This is a genomic window from Neorhizobium tomejilense, from assembly GCF_964254135.1.
GTDB classification, from domain to species: domain Bacteria; phylum Pseudomonadota; class Alphaproteobacteria; order Rhizobiales; family Rhizobiaceae; genus Neorhizobium; species Neorhizobium tomejilense.
In genome coordinates this window covers 412,940-430,368 of the sequence record NZ_CAXUSO020000002.1, presented here as the reverse complement: position 1 = coordinate 430,368, position 17,429 = coordinate 412,940, and the positions used below count along the sequence as shown (strand labels likewise).

Annotated in this window: 17 protein-coding genes and 1 tRNA gene; 9 read left to right on the top strand and 9 right to left on the bottom strand. The window is 62.4% G+C overall.

What is annotated here, in order from left to right; all coding sequences use genetic code 11:
• Positions 1-91 precede the first annotated feature (91 nt).
• Positions 92-1,237 carry a serine hydrolase domain-containing protein gene (locus ACSQ3G_RS24820; protein ID WP_436112093.1) on the top strand — a complete coding sequence of 382 codons (1,146 nt, stop codon included), beginning with the start codon at positions 92-94 and terminating at the stop codon, positions 1,235-1,237.
• Between the two features lie 51 nt (positions 1,238-1,288).
• Here the strand turns inward: ACSQ3G_RS24820 and ACSQ3G_RS24815 are convergent, their stop codons facing one another.
• The 3 genes from ACSQ3G_RS24815 to ACSQ3G_RS24805 form a co-directional block, all read right to left on the bottom strand.
• Positions 1,289-2,380 (bottom strand): SH3 domain-containing protein, encoded by a 1,092-nt coding sequence (locus tag ACSQ3G_RS24815; protein ID WP_436112092.1) that lies wholly within the window; start codon positions 2,378-2,380, stop codon positions 1,289-1,291.
• Positions 2,381-2,991: 611 nt separating this feature from the next.
• A tRNA-Leu gene (locus ACSQ3G_RS24810) sits at positions 2,992-3,078 on the bottom strand.
• Between the two features lie 102 nt (positions 3,079-3,180).
• Positions 3,181-3,483, bottom strand: a complete 303-nt coding sequence (locus ACSQ3G_RS24805) for an Rdx family protein (RefSeq protein ID WP_105403969.1) — start codon at positions 3,481-3,483, stop codon at positions 3,181-3,183.
• A gap of 152 nt (positions 3,484-3,635) precedes the next feature.
• Between ACSQ3G_RS24805 and ACSQ3G_RS24800 the strand changes: the two genes are divergently transcribed.
• A complete protein-coding gene (locus tag ACSQ3G_RS24800; RefSeq protein WP_105439826.1) occupies positions 3,636-4,085 on the top strand; it encodes a DoxX family protein in 450 nt (149 codons plus the stop codon).
• 32 nt (positions 4,086-4,117) lie between these two features.
• Here the strand turns inward: ACSQ3G_RS24800 and ACSQ3G_RS24795 are convergent, their stop codons facing one another.
• Complete coding sequence (locus ACSQ3G_RS24795; RefSeq protein ID WP_436112091.1) at positions 4,118-5,005, bottom strand: NAD(P)-dependent oxidoreductase; 888 nt, start codon at positions 5,003-5,005, stop codon at positions 4,118-4,120.
• A 120-nt stretch (positions 5,006-5,125) separates the two neighbouring features.
• Here ACSQ3G_RS24795 and ACSQ3G_RS24790 point away from each other — a divergent pair, with 120 nt between their 5' ends.
• The 3 genes from ACSQ3G_RS24790 (at position 5,126) to ACSQ3G_RS24780 (ending at position 7,391) form a co-directional block, all read left to right on the top strand.
• Positions 5,126-5,611: a GFA family protein gene (locus tag ACSQ3G_RS24790; RefSeq protein WP_436112090.1), complete on the top strand. Its 486-nt coding sequence runs from the start codon at positions 5,126-5,128 to the stop codon at positions 5,609-5,611.
• A gap of 27 nt (positions 5,612-5,638) precedes the next feature.
• Positions 5,639-6,193, top strand: coding sequence for a sugar O-acetyltransferase (locus ACSQ3G_RS24785; protein WP_436112089.1), 555 nt, complete (start codon positions 5,639-5,641; stop codon positions 6,191-6,193).
• Between the two features lie 127 nt (positions 6,194-6,320).
• A complete protein-coding gene (locus ACSQ3G_RS24780) occupies positions 6,321-7,391 on the top strand; it encodes a glycoside hydrolase family 25 protein (protein WP_436112088.1) in 1,071 nt (356 codons plus the stop codon).
• A 92-nt stretch (positions 7,392-7,483) separates the two neighbouring features.
• Here ACSQ3G_RS24780 and ACSQ3G_RS24775 read toward each other — a convergent pair whose 3' ends face one another.
• Positions 7,484-8,560: a class I SAM-dependent methyltransferase gene (locus tag ACSQ3G_RS24775; RefSeq protein WP_436112087.1), complete on the bottom strand. Its 1,077-nt coding sequence runs from the start codon at positions 8,558-8,560 to the stop codon at positions 7,484-7,486.
• Between the two features lie 147 nt (positions 8,561-8,707).
• Here ACSQ3G_RS24775 and ACSQ3G_RS24770 point away from each other — a divergent pair, with 147 nt between their 5' ends.
• Positions 8,708-9,751, top strand: a complete 1,044-nt coding sequence (locus tag ACSQ3G_RS24770; protein WP_436112086.1) for a GlxA family transcriptional regulator — start codon at positions 8,708-8,710, stop codon at positions 9,749-9,751.
• A 31-nt stretch (positions 9,752-9,782) separates the two neighbouring features.
• Here ACSQ3G_RS24770 and ACSQ3G_RS24765 read toward each other — a convergent pair whose 3' ends face one another.
• Entirely contained in the window at positions 9,783-11,138 is a 1,356-nt protein-coding gene (locus tag ACSQ3G_RS24765) for an aminotransferase-like domain-containing protein (RefSeq protein ID WP_436113187.1), read from the bottom strand.
• Between the two features lie 213 nt (positions 11,139-11,351).
• Between ACSQ3G_RS24765 and ACSQ3G_RS24760 the strand changes: the two genes are divergently transcribed.
• On the top strand, positions 11,352-12,215 hold the full coding sequence (locus ACSQ3G_RS24760; protein ID WP_436112085.1) for a DMT family transporter: 864 nt from the start codon (positions 11,352-11,354) through the stop codon (positions 12,213-12,215).
• Between the two features lie 87 nt (positions 12,216-12,302).
• Positions 12,303-12,626, top strand: a complete 324-nt coding sequence (locus ACSQ3G_RS24755) for a hypothetical protein (RefSeq protein WP_105420733.1) — start codon at positions 12,303-12,305, stop codon at positions 12,624-12,626.
• A gap of 66 nt (positions 12,627-12,692) precedes the next feature.
• On the opposite strand, the gene ACSQ3G_RS24750 is transcribed toward ACSQ3G_RS24755, so the two are convergent.
• From ACSQ3G_RS24750 to gcvA, 3 genes are all read right to left on the bottom strand, one after another.
• A complete protein-coding gene (locus tag ACSQ3G_RS24750; protein WP_436112084.1) occupies positions 12,693-13,364 on the bottom strand; it encodes a DUF2161 domain-containing phosphodiesterase in 672 nt (223 codons plus the stop codon).
• A gap of 36 nt (positions 13,365-13,400) precedes the next feature.
• Positions 13,401-15,119: an ABC transporter ATP-binding protein gene (locus ACSQ3G_RS24745; RefSeq protein WP_436112083.1), complete on the bottom strand. Its 1,719-nt coding sequence runs from the start codon at positions 15,117-15,119 to the stop codon at positions 13,401-13,403.
• A 124-nt stretch (positions 15,120-15,243) separates the two neighbouring features.
• The gene (gene gcvA / locus ACSQ3G_RS24740; RefSeq protein WP_436112082.1) at positions 15,244-16,185 is read right to left on the bottom strand and encodes a transcriptional regulator GcvA; all 942 of its coding nucleotides are present in this window, start codon (positions 16,183-16,185) and stop codon (positions 15,244-15,246) included.
• A 183-nt stretch (positions 16,186-16,368) separates the two neighbouring features.
• Between gcvA and speB the strand changes: the two genes are divergently transcribed.
• Positions 16,369-17,427 (top strand): agmatinase, encoded by a 1,059-nt coding sequence (speB, locus tag ACSQ3G_RS24735; protein ID WP_436113186.1) that lies wholly within the window; start codon positions 16,369-16,371, stop codon positions 17,425-17,427.
• The last annotated feature ends 2 nt before the right edge of the window (positions 17,428-17,429 follow it).

Genomic DNA, 17,429 nt, shown 5'->3' with positions numbered 1-17,429 from the left:
CGCCGCCTGGATAACACTTTTCCTGCCCGGCAAAGGTATAACGAACCGGCCCGATATCCTCGATCGAACGAAGCCTTTGGGAGGAGCCCCAATGACCAGCCATACCTTCGCACGCGCAGACATCAATCTATCGAACTGGCGTGCGCGCCCCTATTCGACCTGGTCGTTTCAGAGCGTATCGGAATTCGTACCTTCGGCAGTGATCCACAGCGCGCGCAAGCAGGAACGGCCGGCGCTTGGTCTCGGCCACTTCGCCAACCTCAAGGTGAGCAACCTGGCCGACGAGACCGTAGGGCTTGAGGATTTTCTCAAAGAGAGCGAAAGCGACGCCTTGGTCATCATGCGGGACGGCGAGATCATTGCCGAATGGCAGGCCGATTATTTCGATCCCGACAGACCGCATATCATCTTTTCAATCTCCAAATCGGTCACCGGCTTACTTGCTGGCATCCTCATCGACCGCGGCTCCCTTTCCCCCGACGAACTGGTTTCCACCTATGTTCCGGATGCTCTGGGCTCGGCTTATGGCGACCTCAAGATCAGAGAACTCCTGACCATGACCGTCGCGGTCGACTTCAGCGAAGCCTATCTTGACAAGAGTGGCGACTACGACCGCTATCGGCGCGCCATGCTCTGGAACCCCGAACGTCCGGACGAGCCTACGCCGACCCTGCGCGAGCTTCTGTGCTCGCTGCCGCGCGCCGCGCACGAGCACGGAACGCACCATGCCTATCGCTCCCCGAATGCCGACATGGCCGCACTCGTTATCGAGGCTACCAGCGGGCAGCGGTATGCCGAGCTGCTGGAAGACGCCATCTGGAAGCCGATGGGCGCATATTCCGACGCGTTCCTGACGGTAGACCGTGCCGGCAATGCGCGATCGTCGGGCGGCCTTTCGATGACCGCCCGTGATCTCGCACGCCTTGGCGAACTGGTCCGAACCGGCGCTAACGGCATCTTGCCGAGGCGGCTGGTCGATGAACTCTGGGAGGGTGGCGATCGCGACGTCTGGGCGTCGGGCGAGCAGCGCCTGCTTTATCCGGGCGGCAGCTATCGATACTTCTGGTACGAGACCGGCACCGGCGCCCTTACCGGCATGGGCATCCATGGCCAGCAGGTCTGGATCGACCGCGCGTCGAAAACAGTCATCGTGCGTCTGGCATCCGAAGCGCTCCCCGTCAACGACAGGCTCGATCAGAAGGTCATCGCCGTGATGAAGGCCGTCTCCGCGGCCTGAAGCTCTTTCTGAACGGCAACTCTCAGGGTAGTCCGGCCCAAGAAAACTTCACTATCGCGAACAGCAGACTTTTCGAACGAAAGCGTTCCCGTATGTCGCAATGGAATCGTCGGGTACGGCCTTGTTCTGCTTAAGGTCATTCGTCAGCCGGGCCGCGAACTGGCCATCTGTGAACGTTCGGTCGAGCGTTATGGCAAACCATCCGTTGGTCGCGAGATAGGCAGAAAGAGGCAGCGTGGAATTTCGGATGTAGTCCCTCGTTTCCGCAAGATTGTCAAAGCTCTTCACCTGCACGAACGCGGTGCCGAACGGAGCGGCTTCGAACTGTGACACCCAGACCCATGAGTGATGTAGATAGCCGACCTTGCCGACAGCCGATACCTTAAACCACTTCTCGGTATCCGCGAGGATTGTGACGGCAGCGCCATTCGCGACCCGGGTGATCGTCTTCGAACTCCCCGCCGGGGCGGCTTTCAGTGTCACCGATCCTTTCGGATGCTGCACGCGACCACTCTGCGCGAGCGGGATGATTAGCGATGGTTCCGGCGGCGCCTCCATTGGCTGTGTCAGGCTCGTGACGGCAGGATTGCCCGTAGGAGCATAGGCCTGCGGCGCTGGCGGCAAGGCTGGCGACGGTGCCGGTGAAGGGATTAGGCTTTGCTGCGGCTGGGCAGTATCGGCCATCGGGAAATTCATGGCCACCCGAAGCTTGAGCATCTCGCTGCCGGATAGATACCTGATATCATTGCTGTCGTATTGCAGCGCGAGCATTAACAGCGCTGGGTCAACGCCCATCTCCATGATGTAGGTCATCACCTCGGCGGTAAGCTGTTGCACGGTCGAGACCGCTTCTTCGACTGTCAGGCCGCTGGTATCCGCGAAGGAGGATTTGTGGACGCCTATCGAACCGGGCTGCGCATAACGCTCAATACCACCGAGAAAAGCAAGAGAACAGGCAGAGGCGCACTCGTCTCCGCGAAGTTGTACGGTGGTCATCTTAAGCAGCCGGATTGCCCTGCCGAGCTCCATGGCTTTCTTTACGTTCCCGCCTGTCGAATTGAAAAAGATAACCGTTGCGCCCGATGCCCGAACGGCATTGACGAAGTCCTGAATGTTATCCGTGAGCTCGAACGCTCCACGCACGACGAGGTAGTGGGTCCCCTTGTCGGTCTGCTGCGAAGTATAGGAAAGCCTAGCCTCCGCTCTGCCGCAAAGCCCGAGCATCCCCACTAGCAGAAAAATACATGCACCCCGATAACATAAACGCATTGCGACAGCCCCCACAGCGGCTTCAACTATTGCGCGGTTTCATACCTCCTTCAAGTTTCGTTTTAATAGATCGTTAATCTTTTCAGAACTCTCCAGCTAAAGCATGAAGCTGCCGATGCGATAGCTACCGGCCGATGGGAAAGCCCTTCAAAATACTGCTCCAGATACGAGATGGCCTCTGCCGGCCTTACCTTCGCAAGGGTGGGATCAGATGTTCGCAGAAAGAACCGAAGGCTTTGGGTGTTCTGGGTAACGGCGAATTCCACAATCTCCTCGCCCAGCGGAATGACCAGCTTTCAGCCGACGAGAACGTCTCGGATGTCTGACAGAATCCGCTTTACAAAATGCGGAATAGATGAGTCCTTCGCAACCATCGGGCGCACAAGCCTCAAGCGCATTGTTACAGACCTTTGTTACAAGGTGTCCAATGCGCAATTATCTGGAAAGGCGTTAAGTATTTGATCTTGGTAGGGATCAAATCGGAATGGTGCCCAGAAGAGGACTCGAACCTCCACACCCTTTCGGGTACCAGCACCTGAAGCTGGCGCGTCTACCAATTCCGCCATCTGGGCGACGGAGAGCCATGTACGGGTGTGACCTTCCCCTGTCAACTGGCTTTTTGAAGTTTCCGCGCCCGCCGCCAAAAAACCTTCACGGATCTGTCACGGATAGCCTCAGCTCTCGCCGTCTTCCTTCGCCTTGCGGTCCAGGTGGCCGAGGTCGCGGTCCGGGTCGATCATGTCGCGCACCCGCTGCTTCAACTCCTTGGGGCCGGGAAACCCGCCGTCCCGCTTGCGCTCCCAGATGAGCTCGCCATTCACCTGGATCTCGAAATTACCGCCGGTGCCCGGGATCAGCGCCACTTCGCCAAGCGTGTCGCCAAAGGTCTGCAACAGCTCCTGCGCCATCCAGCCGGCCCTGAGCAGCCAATTGCACTGGGTGCAATAGAGAATCGTAATGCGCGGTTTTTCCATCATGTTTCGCCTTCTACCCTAGTCAATTCGGTCTCACAATAATGTCAACTCGAATGGTCAAGTTTTTGAACGCGCGCACCTCGACAGAAGGAGCGCGAACGTCAATTTGGGGCTGCAGCAACGATAGTCGCGTCGTTTTCATAAAATGAGGTCCCATGGCTCTTCAATCCACCACTCGCTCCCGCCTGATCATTCCGGCGCTCGCCCCCGTTTATACCTCCGCCCATGAGATCGTCGAGACGATCCTGCGCGTGACGGCCGGCGTGCTGCTGGTCACCCACGGTTTCGGCAAGATCACCAATCCGTTCGGCGCAGCCGGCATGGTGGAAAGCCTCGGCTTCTATCCGGGCGTCTTCTGGTCGCCGCTGCTCTCCGCCACGGAATTTTTCGGCGGCATCCTCGTCGCCATCGGCCTCTTCACCCGCCCGGCCTCCTTCGCGGCGATGATCGTGCTTCTGGTCACTGTCTATTTCCACGGCATCGCACAGAACCAGGGTCTCGCCGGTGCGGAAAAATCCATTCTCTGGGCGGCAATCTTCCTGTTCTTCGCCCTGCGCGGCGGCAATAGCCAGTCGGTCGACGCCCGCCTCGGCCGGACGTTCTAACTTCGCTATCAGGGCTGAGCCTCTCCCGGGGTTCAGCCTTTTCCTTCGAGCGCCAGCCGCACCACTGTGCCGAGATCGGCCTCGGCAAACCCAAGCGCCGCTGCATTCTTGAAGCTGGCGCGCGCCGCCTCGATGGTCGGCGTTGCGACGCCAAGGCTGCGGGCAAGATCGAGAACCACCCGCATGTCCTTCAGCACGCCGGAGACCGGAAAGCCGACTGCCTCGGTCTCGCCGAGTATGACCGGAAGCCGGGACCGCATGGCCGGGCTCGCCGCCGGGCTGCCGGACAGGATCTCGATCATCTTGTCGCGCCCGAGCCCCGCCTTGCCACCAAGCTCGACGGCTTCCTTCATGATCTGCCACAGCCCCATCAGCATCATGTTGTTGACGAGCTTGGCGGACGCGCCGTCGCCCAGCTTGCCGACGTGGTGAATGCGGTTGGAAAGAACTTCGGCGACCGGCAGGAAACGCTGAAAATCCTTCTCCGCGCCGCCGATATAAAGGCCGACCGTGCCCGCCAGCAGCATTTCCGGTCCACCGGAGATCGGTGCGTCCAGAAGCGCCGCACCGGCCCGGCCCATCGCATCGTGATGGGCGCGCAGTGTCTCGGGACTGACGGTGCTGGTATCGACGACCAGCTTGCCAGCCGGCGCCGCGGCGGCGAGTTCATCAAGCACGGCATGCACGGCGGCATCGTCGAGCAGGGCAAGGATGACGATATCCGAAGCGTCGAAAAGCGAAGCCAGGCCGGCCGAGGCAGCAATCCCAAGGGCCGTCGCCTTGTCGGGCGCAAGACCGCTGCGTGTCCATCCCGTCACTGCAAAGCCCTGCATTGCAAGGCGTTCCGCCATGGCACTACCCATCCGGCCGAGGCCGACGATACCAATGCGCTCTTTCGTCATGCGTTTGATCCTGCTCATGTCGTGTTCGCGAACTTTAAAGCAGAACATGCCGGTCTCGTCTTCTTCATTTTGCATTGCGGGAGGGCCGGGGAATATTTCATATTCGACATGCGTAATCTGAGGGAGCCCGGACGGAAGATGAGCGAGATATTCGAGGGTGGCTGCTTCTGTGGCAACGTGCGTTATCGTATGCATGGGCGGCCGATGTTCATCCATTGCTGCCATTGCACCGATTGCCAGCAGCAGACGGGCGGCGCCTTTGCGATCAATGCGCTGATCGAAGCCGACCGGGTAGAGATCACTGACAGCGAGCCGGTCGCAGTGGCCATGAAGACCGATAGCGGCCTGCCCCACGATATCTACCGCTGCCCGCAATGCCAGACAGCGGTCTGGAGCGACTACGGGCAGCGCCGATGGATGCTGTTCGTCCGGGTCCAGACGCTCGAAAGGCGCTCCGAATTCTCCCCGGACGTGCATATATTCACCCGCTCGAAAGTCGCCTGGGTGGGCCTGCCGGAAGGCGCCAATGTCTTTGAGAACTATTACAGCTCCAAGGCGATGTGGCCGGCAGAAAGCGTCGCGCGACGTGAGACCGCCCGGATCAAGGCCGGGGCGGAACGCTGAAACACGAAGGCAGCCGGAGGAGACGACATGGCGAGCGAACGCGAAAAGATGGCGGCCGGCGAATGGTATTGCTGCCTGGACCCGGAACTCGATGCTTTGAGGAACAAGGCACGCATTGCCGTCCATGCGCATAACACCATGTCGCCCGCCGAGCGGGGTGCTATGGCACCTGTCCTGCGCATGCTGTTCGGCGCGGCGCCCGACGCGTTTCTGGAAGCGCCCTTCCACTGCGCCTACGGCTTCAACGTCTTTTTTGGGCAAGGCGTCTATCTGAATGCCGGCTGCACGATCCTCGACACCGCACCGGTCAGAATCGGTGCCCGTTCGATGCTGGGGCCGGGCGTCCAGCTCTATTGCGCCGATCACCACCGCGACCCCGCCCTGCGCGCCCAAGGTCTTGAGATCGGCCGTCCGATCAGTATCGGCGCCGACGTCTGGATTGGTGGCGGCGCGATCATTCTAGGCGGCATCACGATCGGCGACGGGGCGATCGTCGGCGCAGGTTCCGTCGTCACGCGGGACGTGCCGCCGGCCGCCACGATCGTGGGAAATCCGGCGCGGTCGATCACGCCGCGCGGCTGATTTCGAAACATCTCCGCGCGTAAAGATTGGATTCAGCATTTTTTGGTAATTTTCCGTTAGCAATTCCTGTCGGGGTTTATCGACGGCGGGGGCGGCCGTCTTTGTTGTCTTGCGTACGGGTTTCAAAATGCGTTTATCGGCTGTGCCAGCACTTCTCGTCACCTGCCTCGCCTTGGCGGGCTGCGCCTCGGCATCCGGTCCGGACGAGCTGGTCGCCGGCGTCGCAACCCAAGAGAAAACAGGCTCGGTCGATCTGCCCGCCCCCGTCCCGGCGGTCGGTGTCGGCAAGACCGCGCGGATCGGCGCGCCGCAAGCGCCCCAGCAGCAGACCTTGCCGCAGCAGCAGGATATCGCCTGGAACGACGCGATGCCGGCGCCGCAGGCCTTCGTGCGGGAAACGACGGTCGGTATGCCGCTTCCCGCCGAGCGGCCGGTCGCCATGCTGGTGCCCGACCAGCCGGCGCTGGAAACCGTACCCCGCCGGGGGCGCCTGCAGATCTACAGCCGCCAGTTCCGCGATGCCAAGCCGATCAATTTCGGCAGGGTTTCGCCAAGAAGCTATCCGGTGCACGGCGTCGACGTGTCGCGCTGGCAGGGCGACATCGACTGGGCAAAGCTTCGCACCCAGGGCGCCAACTTCGCCTATATCAAGGCCACCGATGGTGGCGACCATCTCGATCCGATGTTCAGGACCAATTGGCGAAGAGCCAAGGAGGCGGGCATCAGGCGCGGTGCCTACCATTTCTTCTACTGGTGCCGCACTGCCGGGGAACAGGCCGACTGGTTCATCCGCAACGTGCCCCGCGATCCGGACGCTCTGCCGCCGGTGATCGACGTCGAATGGAACGGCGAGTCGAGTTGCAAGGCGAAACTCTCCCGCGCCCGGGTGCTCGAAAAGATGCAGGTCTTCATGGACAAGCTGGAGCGCTATTACGGCCAGCGCCCGATCATCTACACGGCGCCGGACTTCTACGAGGACAACCTGTCGGGGGAGCTTCTCAACTATCCGTTCTGGCTGCGCGCCGTCGCCGAGCATCCTTCCAAGGTCTATCCGGGCCGCAGGTGGCTGTTCTGGCAATATTCCGGCTCCGGCCTGTCGCACGGCGTCGACGGCAAGATCGACCTCAACGTCTTCCACGGCTCGGAAGAGCAGTGGCACAACTGGGCCTCGCCGCGCACGACGATCGCACAGAACTAAACGCCGACAACGACGCAGGCGAAAGAACAAGCGCGCAGAGCCTGTGAAACCGGCCCCGCGCGCTCCCTGGAGGTTAGGTCAATGCGGCCGGATTACAGCCGCGCCTCGAGGACGAGGTTGAACGGCGTTGCCATCGCCCGTCGGAAGCGGGTGAAGCCGGCCTTGTAGAAAATCTCCCGCAGCCTTGCTTCGCCGGCTTGTGCGCCGAGCACCATGTGGCCACCGTCGGAAATCGCATGGGCGCAGCAGATCGTCGTCGATGCGGCGTAGTACATGCGGGCGACGGGCGAGATGTTGTCGTCGACGCGGTCGTTGGCGAAGGGCTCGACCAGCATTACCGTACCATCCGGCGCAAGCGTTCTCGCCGCATGCCGGGCTGCCGCCAACGGGTCGCCCATATCGTGCAGGCAATCGAAGAAGCAGATCAGGTCATAGCCCTTGCCGGGATAGTTTTCGGCGCGCGCCGTCTCGAACGTGACCCGTCCGGTGACGCCCGCGTCTGCGGCGATCTTGCGGCCTTCGTCGAGGGATACCCGATGCGTATCGAAGCCACGGAAACGCGAAGCCGGGAAAGCCTGCGCCATCAGCACCGTGGAGTGACCATGGCCGCAGCCGACATCCGCCGCCGAAGCGCCGGCCTTCAGCTTGTCGACCACGCCATCAAGGGCCGGCAGCCATTCCGGGACCAGGCTTGCCTTGTAGGCATTGCGATAGAGCGAGGCTACACCGCAATAAAGCCGGCCATCATGATCGCCCCAGGGAATGCCGGAACCCTTGCGAAAGGCCTCCAGCGCCTTTTCCTCGTCCGACCACATGGAAGCCGGCACGCCCCAGGCGGCGGCAAGGAAGACCGGGCTATCCTCGTTGGCAAGCACTAGCGCCTGTTCCGGGGTAAGTTCGAAGCTGTCGCTGGCGGCATGAAACAGAACATAACCGCCGGCAACCTGCGAATTCAGCCACTCGCGGATGTAACGCTCGGCGCAACCGGTGCGGCTTGCCAGTTCGTGGGCACTGAGCGGTCCGGCCCCGGCCATCGCCTTATAGAGCCCGAGCCGGTGGCCGATACTGACCATGACGCCTCCGTACCCCGCCGACAGATCGCCGATGGCGCGGGAAACGATCGCGTCCAACTTGGCCGGATCGATCTCGTTCGTCTTGACGTAGTCCATATTGCTATCTCCTGTTCCTTCATCGGAAGTTGATGATGGCAAAGGATCGCAGGTCCGACCCGGTTCGGGCAGAGCGGGAAAATCCACAATCGGGCCGTTTGCGCCATTCTCAGGCTCGGTGTACGGATTTGATCATGGGGGACCGTTATGCCGCGCAAGACGACCGGGACAAGTTTGAAGCCGCTGCATGTAAGCCTGGTGGCCATTCCCGATGCCGTGGTCTCGACGCTGAGCGGCGTCTTCGACGTGATGAACGCCTTTTCCGTCCTGCCGCCGCCGGACGTTGCGATAACCCGCCCGTTCGAAGTCCAGATCGTGGGCATAGAGGCCGGGCCGCTGACCCTCGCGAGCCTGGTGCCGGTCACCGTCCAGCGCAGCATCGCCACGCTTGAGGCGACCGATATCGTCATCGTTCCGTCGATCCTGCTGAGGCCAGACGGCTGGCGGAAAGGTCGCTACCCGGAGCTGGTCGACTGGGTAAACCGGATGCATGCGGGCGGCGCGCTGATATGTTCGGCCTGTTCGGGCATTTTCCTGCTGGCCGAGACCGGCCTCTTCGACGGCGCCGATGCGACCGTGCATTTCGGTTATGCAAATGCCTTCGCGGCCGCCTTTCCGCAGGTGCCTATCCATCCCGAACGGGTGCTGGTGGTTTCCGGACGGCGCGAAGAGCTGATCAGCTCGGGCGCCTCGATGACCTGGCACGATCTCGTTCTTTACCTTATCGCGCGCCATATGGGCGCCGCGGCCGCCCAATCGATCGCGCGCTTCTTCGCGCTGCAATGGCATCAGGACGGGCTCGCCCCCTATATTGTCTTCGAAGGCCGCAAGGACCATGGCGACACGGCGATCCAGGCGGCACAGGATTGGGTCGCAACCCACTTTTCCGTCGCAAACCCGCTCGAGGAGATGATCCTGCGGGCCGGTCTTACCGAGCGCACGTTCAAGCGTCGGTTCACGGCTGCAGCAGGTGTCAGCCCGATCGCCTACGTACAGCGCCTGAGGATCGAGGAGGCCAAGCGCCGGCTGGAGGGGACGGAAGCTTCGGTCGACGAGATCAGCTGGCAGGTCGGTTATGAAGAGCCCGCCTTCTTCCGCCGTCTGTTCAAGCGCGTCACGGGCCTGGCACCCGGCGCCTACCGGCGGCGTTTCCAAATCCCGGATTTTGCGCGATCGGACAAGAATACCTGACGATTGAACCCCGGTCGGAATCTCTCACCCACTATTGCCCCAGGGCGTCCAGTGCCCGTCCGAGACTGCGGAATATCCTCGCATCCTCCGACTGCGCCACGTTGAAGCGCAGGAAGCTGCCGGCGTTCTGGGAGAGGCTGAATGCGTTGCCGGGCGCCAGCACGATATTGTCGGCAAGGCAGGCGCGCGCCACATCCGCCGCCTCTATCCCGTTCGGAAGCCTGCACCAGAGAAACAGGCCGGCGCGCGGCTGCAGCCAGGGCGTGATGCCAAGCGTTGCAAGACGCCCCGTCGTCGCCTCCATTGCCCGGGACAGCCTGACGCGCAGTTCTTCCAGATGTTTCCGGTAGCTGCCATCGGTCAACAGCAGCAATACGAGCTCGGAGGACAGCCGGCCCGCCGCGAAGCTCGTGGCGATCTTCAGGTCGACCAGACCCTCGATCCATTCCCGCCTGGCGGCGATGAAGCCGCAGCGCACCGAAGCCGACAGCGTCTTCGAAAAGCTTCCTATATGCACCACCCGGTCAAGCCCGTCGAAGGCGGCCAGACGCGGCGCCGGCTCGTGCTCCAGATCGGCGAAGATGTCGTCCTCGATGACCGTCAGCCCGGCCCGGTCGGCCAGTTTCAGGAGCCGATGCGCCACAACCGGCGAAAGCGTCGCGCCGGTCGGATTGTGGATCGCCGAATTGGTGATGTAGAGCCGCGGCTTGTGCTCCTCGATCGCGTTTCCGAACGCCTCGACATCCGGCCCGGCCGGTGTCATCGGCACGCCGACGACTTTTGCGCGATGCGCACGCAGCAGGGCGTGGAAATTGAAATAACAGGGATCGTCGACCAGGACCGCATCGCCCGGCTCGATCAGGAAACGGCAGAGAAGGTCGATCGCCTGGGTGCCGGATTCGGTGAGGATGATCTGGTCCGTAGCCGCCGGTATGCCGTGCTCCCCCATCCGGCGGGAGAGAAGTTGCCGCAGCTGCGGCGAGCCGAGCGGCGTGCCATAGTCCGACAGAACCCGGTCCTCGCTGCGCGACAGGCTGCGCAAAGCCCTTCGAATCGCCGCCTCGGGCATCCAGGAGGACGGCAGCCAGCCGCAGCCGGGCTTCAACAGGTCGCCGTCCTCCAGCGCCTGGCGCGATACCCAGAACGGATCGATTGCCCGGTCGAGCTTCGGGCCGATCTCGGAGAGCGACAGCGGTGCCAGCGGACTCGAGACGTAGAAACCCGACCCCGGTCGGGAGCGGATCAACCCTTCGGCGGCCAGCCGCTCATAGGCCTCCACGACGGTCGAGGCGGAGACATGCATCGCCTTGGCAAAGGCCCGCACCGAAGGAAGCCGTGCGCCGGGCACCAGTCCGCGGCCGGCGATGCGGCTGCGGATCTCCGCCATGACGGTCCCGATACGCTGGCCGCCGCCCTTCTGTTCCGCCCTTGCATCCACCGTACTGCTCCACAAACCATAACAGTTTCTGGAAATTGTATCGCATTGTCTCTGGCGCCGCCATGGCTTCCGGCCGATAGCGGGAAAATACCCAAGGAATGCCTGCGATGAACGTCCAAGGGAGGCGTTCAAGGGCAAGGCTTGGAAATCAGGAGACTTTCGATGAACAACACGACAAGCGGCTGGATCAGCGGTTTCGTTGGCGTTTTGATCTTCAGCGGGTCGCTTCCCGCTACCCGCATTGCCGTTGCGGATTTCGATCCGCTGTTCCTGACCGTGGCGCGGGCCACGATCGCCGGGCTGCTCGCCATATGCCTGCTGCTGGCCTTTCGCGAAAAACGCCCGGCCCCGGCCGATCTTCTGCCGCTCGCCATCGTCTCGCTCGGCGTTGTCATCGGTTTTCCGCTGCTGACAGCGCTGGCGCTGAAACACATCACGTCGGCTCACTCCATCGTCTTCGTTGGCCTGCTGCCGCTGTCGACTGCGATCTTCGGGGTGCTGAGGGGCGGCGAACGCCCGAAGGCCGTCTTCTGGCTGTTCTCCTGCCTCGGCAGCGCCATTGTCGCCGGCTTCGCGTTGTTTCAGGAAGAGGCCGCCTCGTCGGTCGGCGATCTCCTGATGCTGGGGGCGATCATCGCCTGCGGGCTCGGTTATGCGGAGGGCGCCAGCCTGTCGCGCAAGCTGGGCGGATGGCAGGTCATCTCCTGGGCGCTGGCACTTTCCCTGCCTGTGATGCTGACCCTGTCGATCGCCGCGATGCCGGTCTCCCTGCCCGATCTCGACAGCACGTCCTGGTTCGGTCTTGGCTATGTCTCGCTGTTCAGCATGCTGATCGGATTCATCTTCTGGTATCGCGGCCTGGCGCTCGGCGGCATTGCCGGGGTAAGCCAATTGCAGCTACTTCAGCCCTTTTTCGGCCTGGTTCTGGCGGCCGCACTTCTCGGCGAAAAGGTCAGTCTCGGCATGTTCGCCGCGACCCTTGCGGTGGTTGCCTGCGTGGCAGGCGCCAAGAGATTTGCCCGTTAATTCGGCACGACCTGCTTGCGGCGTTCACGAATTCGGGAACCAAACGCGTACCGAGGCATTATCCGGCTGCAGAAGGAGGAAGCAAGCATGACTTTTGATCCCAATGACAGAAAGTTCGAGACCCGTGATCCGGACCTCCGGGCCACTGAAGTCCGGAGCAGCACCTCTTCGTGGGTACCGTGGGTAGCCGTGATCGCCGTCATTCTGGTCGGCGCTTTCGTATGGTCGCAGATGGGCGGTTCCTCGACCGATCCGCAGACGACGTCTTCGACCAACCCGCCGGTAACCGACAACTCCACGTCGTCCCCTGCACCGGCTCCGATGACCCCGGCAGCTCCGCCCGCTAACAATGCCACTCCGGCAACTCCGCCGGCTGGCGGCGCGACTGGCGGCACCGGCACGCAGCCGTAAGCCTCGCGCTCGAGAGATCAACAAAGCCGCCCGCTTTCGAAGCGGGCGGCTTTTCTGTTGGTGCAATTAAAGCTCTATCTCGCCCGGCGCCGTCTGCGGCCAGCGCTGCAGCGCCTGCCGGCCGACCTCCGTGAGTCCATAGACGCCCTTGTCGATGCGCTCGAACCAGCCATAATAGTTGGCGCGCAGGATCGTGCCAGCGGTAGGCGCCGCCTGCTTCATGTCGCGCGGCCGGAGCGGACCGCCGCTAAGCGCCGAAGCACAGGCGAGCGCCTGCTGGCGATAGGCGGTCATGACCGGGACCTTGGTGCTGCCGCCGACGGCCGGATCGCCTTTGCGCTTGCGATGTTCCTTGACCAGCCGCGTGCGCCGTTTCGGGTTGGTGCGCGGCATCGGCGAGACCGAACTGACCAGCACGCTCACTTCGCCTTGATCGGACACGCCGAGCATGCCGATCCCGAGCCGGCGGCAGAGATCGCGATAGCGCTTGTCCGCCTCCCGACCCCTGCCCTTGGCGGAAACCCGCGCAGCAATCCACACCTCGTCCGAAACCCCGGCCCGGTCGACCGCCTGCAGGATCAGTTCGAGATTGAAGGTGAGCTTCAGCTCGCAGATCACCACGACCGGCGGATCCGTCTCGCTCAACCCCACCAGATCGCAGCCGCCCACCTCCCCCTTCACCTCGTATCCGAAGCTTTCGAGAAAGGTTTTGACGGGGAGATAAAGCGAAGTTTCCATGCGATCCGGCGGCGGTGAATCAGTGGGTGGAGACTATCACATCACCCCAACCTGCGCCGCGTGGAGCCTGGTATAGGCACCGCGCCTGGCGATCAGGTCCTGGTGGGTGCCCTGTTCGAGAATACCGTTGCCGTCGATGACGACGATGCGGTCGGCGCCTTGGATGGTGGCGAGGCGGTGGGCGATGATCAGTGTCGTGCGGCCTTGTGAGAGCTCGGCAAGCGAACGCTGGATGGCGCGTTCCGTCTCGGTGTCGAGCGCCGAGGTTGCCTCGTCGAGGATCAAGATCGGCGGGTTTTTCAGGAACATGCGAGCGATCGCGACGCGCTGTTTCTGGCCGCCGGAGAGTTTCACGCCGCGCTCGCCGATCACCGTGTCGAGCCCCTGCGGCAGGCCCGCGAGCATTTCTTCGAGCCGTGCCTGTCGCGCCGCCTCGACAATATCCACCTCGCTGGCGCCGAGGCGGCCATAGGCGATATTCTCGCGGATCGTGCCGCCGAACAGGAAGACGTCCTGCTGGACGATGCCGATCTGCTGGCGCAGCGACACCTTGGTCATGGCGCGGATATCGATGCCGTCGATGGTGATGTTTCCCCCACCGATCTCGTAGAAGCGCGGCAGCAGCGAGCAGATCGTCGTCTTACCCGCGCCCGAGGGGCCAACGAAGGCGATCGTTTCGCCGGCGCGGATCGAGAGGTTGACGTTCTCGAGCACCGGCTTGTCCGGGCTGTAACCGAAGGAGACGTTCTCGTAAGCGATTTCGCCCTTGAGGTGATCGACGTCGACCGCATCGGGAGCATCGGCGATATCCGGCTCGGTATCGATCAGTTCGGTGAAGCGGCGGAAGCCGGCAATGCCTTTCGGATAGGTCTCGATCACCGAATTGATCTTCTCGACCGGGCGGAAGAATACCCCGACCAGCAGCAGGAAACCGATGAAACCGCCGGCGGTCAGCTCGCCCGACAGCACGAAATAGGCACCGGCAATCATCACCACCATCTGGGTCAGCCGCATGCTCATGTAGCTGAGCGAACTGCTCGCCGCCATCAGCTTGTAGGCATCGAGTTTGACGCGCCGGTAGTTCTGGTTGTCCTTTTCGAAAAGCGCGCGCTCGTGGCTCTCGTTGGCGAAAGCCTGGACCACACGGATGCCGCCGACATTTTCCTCGATGCGGGCATTGAAATCACCGACGCGACCGAAGAGACGGCGGAAATTATCGGTCATTCGGCCGCCGAAATGGCTTGTAACCCAGGCGGTCAGCGGCACGACGACGGCCGTGATCATCGCCAGCTGCGGATTGACCGAGAACATCAGCGCAAGAGCCCCGGCAAACGTCATGATGGCGATGAACAGGTCTTCCGGTCCGTGATGGGCGACTTCGCCGATCTCCTCCAGGTCCTTGGTAAGGCGCCCGACGATATGACCGGTCTTCTGATTGTCGAAATAGCTGAACGAGAGCTTTTGGAGATGGTTGAAGGCGGCCCGGCGCATGTCCGTCTCGATATTGATGCCGAGCATATGGCCCCAATAGGTAACGATCGCCATCAGACCGGTATTGATTGCATAGATCACCAGCAGCGCCGCCGATGCGAGCAGGATCAGCAGCCATTCGTGGCTGAGGAGAAGCCGGTCGACGAACAGCTTCACGGCCATCGGAAAGCCGAGTTCCAGCACGCCCGAAATGATCGCGCAGCCGAAATCGAGGATGAAAAGCCCGCGGTATGGCCGGTAATAGGCAAAGAAGCGACGAAGCATCGGACACTCTATGAAATCAAATATGAGCAGCAGCGGCAAGTTTTTAAACCCCGCTTAACCGGGTTCGCTGGCGAGGTAAACCTCCGCTCTCCTGATCGCCCGGACAATGGATACAGGATAGATATCAGGCGCGGCGGCCGCGCAACAGGATGCGGGCCGAGGTATGCGGTTCGGCGAGCTGATCTGCCTCCAGCGAGGAAAACAACCAGTCGATGAAGACCCGCACGATCGGTGCCGAACGCATGGCCGGCCGGCAGGCGACATAGAACGCATCGTTGGCCGGAACGCTCAGGTCGAAAGGCACGACCAGTTCTCCGCGGGCAATCAGCTTGCTGGCGGTGATCGTGTCGCCGAGCGCGATCCCCTGGCCGTGCAGCGCGGCCTCCGTCGAAAACCGTGCGTCGCCCATGAAATATTGCTGCCGGCGCGGCAGGTCGACGGCGTCGGCGGCGGAAAGCCAGGTGTTCCACTCACGCCCGTCCGCGTCGCCATGCAGCAGGACATGGTCTTCGAGATCGCGCATCGAACGCAGCGGCCGACTGTTGAGCAGGGTCGGGCTGGCGACCGGAAAGAGCTGCAGGTTGCTCCACAGCCGGGTCCAGGCATCCGGCCAGTTGCCGTCACCATAAAGCACGGCGACGTCGACATCCGAGGAATGCAGCACGGCCGGATCGTTGGAGGCGGCAAGCTTTAGCCTGACGCCCGGAAACTGCTCCGTGAAGGAATTGAGGCGCGGGACGATCCAGAAGGACAGCAGCGCCGGCACGCAGGTGATCGACAGCTCGCCCGATGTCGCCGGCCGCTTCATCTGCGCGGTCGCGGCGGCGATCTCGCCGAACGCCTGGCTGACCGCCGGCAACAACAGCGCGCCCTCCGAGGTGAGCTTAAGCCGCTTGGCGCCGCGTTCGAACAGCGAGACCTGCAGCGAGCTTTCCAGCGCCTTGATCTGGTGGCTGACCGCGCCGTGGGTGACATTGAGCTCCCGGGCCGCTGCAGAGACCGAGCCGCGGCGGGCCGTGGCCTCGAAGGCGCGCAGCGGATTGAGGGGCGGCAGGCGGTTGCTCATCTTGATCCCGGACTGATCCTCGAATTGATCTTAAGTGTTAGTTTTTCTCACAGCTACTGCTAGAACAATCTCAATTGCTTTTCCACCCGCACCTGACGGATAATGATGAAAACAAGGGCGGCAAGCCCGGTGGAACAAAAATTAGGCTGCGCATAAGTGGCCCTGCAGACAGGCGAGGCGATCATGACATTCGACGCGAAGAAGCTCGACGAATTGCGCGCAAAATATCTCGACAGCCGGGGTGGCGAAATCTTCGACCCGAAATTCAAGAAGGTCGGCGAGAAGATCTTCGACAAGGCCGGCACCCGCGTCGCGCCCTATGCGGGCATTCCCACGCTTCTCGATGCGCCCTACAGGCCGCTCGATGCGGAGAACCCGGATTTCGGCGACCTGCAGGTGGCGATGGTCGGCATGCCCATGGATCTCGGCGTCACCAACCGCCCGGGCTCGCGCTTCGGACCGAGGGCGCTGCGTACCATCGAGCGTGTCGGACCCTACAACCATGTGATGGAATGCGCGCCGATCTACGAACTGAATGTCGCGGATATCGGTGACGTGGCCTTCCGCAGCCGCTATCGGCTGGAAATGAGCCATGACGACATCGAAAAGCGCGTCGGCCAGATCGTTGATGCGGGCGTGCTGCCGCTCTCGGTCGGCGGCGACCATTCGATCACCCATCCGATCCTGAAGGCGGTCGGCAGACAAGCGCCGGTCGGCATGATCCATATCGACGCCCATTGCGATACGAGCGGCTTTTTCGACGAGACCAAGTTCCACCACGGCGGCCCGTTCCGCAACGCGGTGCTCGACGGCGTGCTCGACCCCACCCGGACGATCCAGATCGGCATCCGTGGCGCTGCCGAATATCTCTGGGAGTTCTCCTACGAGTCCGGCATGACCGTCATCCACGCAGAGGAAGTGACCGGCATCGGGCTTCCGGCGATCATCGAGAAGGCCAGACAAATCGTCGGCGACGGCCCGACCTATGTCTCCTTCGATATCGACAGCCTCGACCCGAGCTTTGCGCCCGGCACCGGCACTCCGGAGATCGGCGGGCTCACCACCCGCGAAGTGCTGGAACTGGTCCGCGGGCTCAAGGGCATCAACATCGTCGGCGGCGACGTGGTCGAGGTGGCGCCGCAATATGACGCGACCAACAACACGGCCCATGCGGGCGCTCAGATATTGTTCGAAATCCTGAGCCTGATGGTCTTCAGCCCTTCCGTGAAGGCCCGCGCCTGACA

What these genes read in the sequence shown, in the direction of transcription:
- ACSQ3G_RS24780 (WP_436112088.1), top strand. Translation starts at nt 6,321, where the DNA reads ATGCGTTTATCGGCTGTGCCAGCACTTCTCGTCACCTGCCTCGCCTTG.
- ACSQ3G_RS24790 (WP_436112090.1), top strand. Translation starts at nt 5,126, where the DNA reads ATGAGCGAGATATTCGAGGGTGGCTGCTTCTGTGGCAACGTGCGTTAT.
- ACSQ3G_RS24775 (WP_436112087.1), bottom strand. Translation starts at nt 8,560, where the DNA reads ATGGACTACGTCAAGACGAACGAGATCGATCCGGCCAAGTTGGACGCG.
- ACSQ3G_RS24770 (WP_436112086.1), top strand. Translation starts at nt 8,708, where the DNA reads ATGCCGCGCAAGACGACCGGGACAAGTTTGAAGCCGCTGCATGTAAGC.
- ACSQ3G_RS24750 (WP_436112084.1), bottom strand. Translation starts at nt 13,364, where the DNA reads ATGGAAACTTCGCTTTATCTCCCCGTCAAAACCTTTCTCGAAAGCTTC.
- gcvA (WP_436112082.1), bottom strand. Translation starts at nt 16,185, where the DNA reads ATGAGCAACCGCCTGCCGCCCCTCAATCCGCTGCGCGCCTTCGAGGCC.
- ACSQ3G_RS24795 (WP_436112091.1), bottom strand. Translation starts at nt 5,005, where the DNA reads ATGAGCAGGATCAAACGCATGACGAAAGAGCGCATTGGTATCGTCGGC.
- ACSQ3G_RS24800 (WP_105439826.1), top strand. Translation starts at nt 3,636, where the DNA reads ATGGCTCTTCAATCCACCACTCGCTCCCGCCTGATCATTCCGGCGCTC.
- ACSQ3G_RS24765 (WP_436113187.1), bottom strand. Translation starts at nt 11,138, where the DNA reads ATGGCGGAGATCCGCAGCCGCATCGCCGGCCGCGGACTGGTGCCCGGC.
- speB (WP_436113186.1), top strand. Translation starts at nt 16,369, where the DNA reads ATGACATTCGACGCGAAGAAGCTCGACGAATTGCGCGCAAAATATCTC.
- ACSQ3G_RS24805 (WP_105403969.1), bottom strand. Translation starts at nt 3,483, where the DNA reads ATGATGGAAAAACCGCGCATTACGATTCTCTATTGCACCCAGTGCAAT.
- ACSQ3G_RS24755 (WP_105420733.1), top strand. Translation starts at nt 12,303, where the DNA reads ATGACTTTTGATCCCAATGACAGAAAGTTCGAGACCCGTGATCCGGAC.
- ACSQ3G_RS24785 (WP_436112089.1), top strand. Translation starts at nt 5,639, where the DNA reads ATGGCGAGCGAACGCGAAAAGATGGCGGCCGGCGAATGGTATTGCTGC.
- ACSQ3G_RS24820 (WP_436112093.1), top strand. Translation starts at nt 92, where the DNA reads ATGACCAGCCATACCTTCGCACGCGCAGACATCAATCTATCGAACTGG.
- ACSQ3G_RS24745 (WP_436112083.1), bottom strand. Translation starts at nt 15,119, where the DNA reads ATGCTTCGTCGCTTCTTTGCCTATTACCGGCCATACCGCGGGCTTTTC.
- ACSQ3G_RS24760 (WP_436112085.1), top strand. Translation starts at nt 11,352, where the DNA reads ATGAACAACACGACAAGCGGCTGGATCAGCGGTTTCGTTGGCGTTTTG.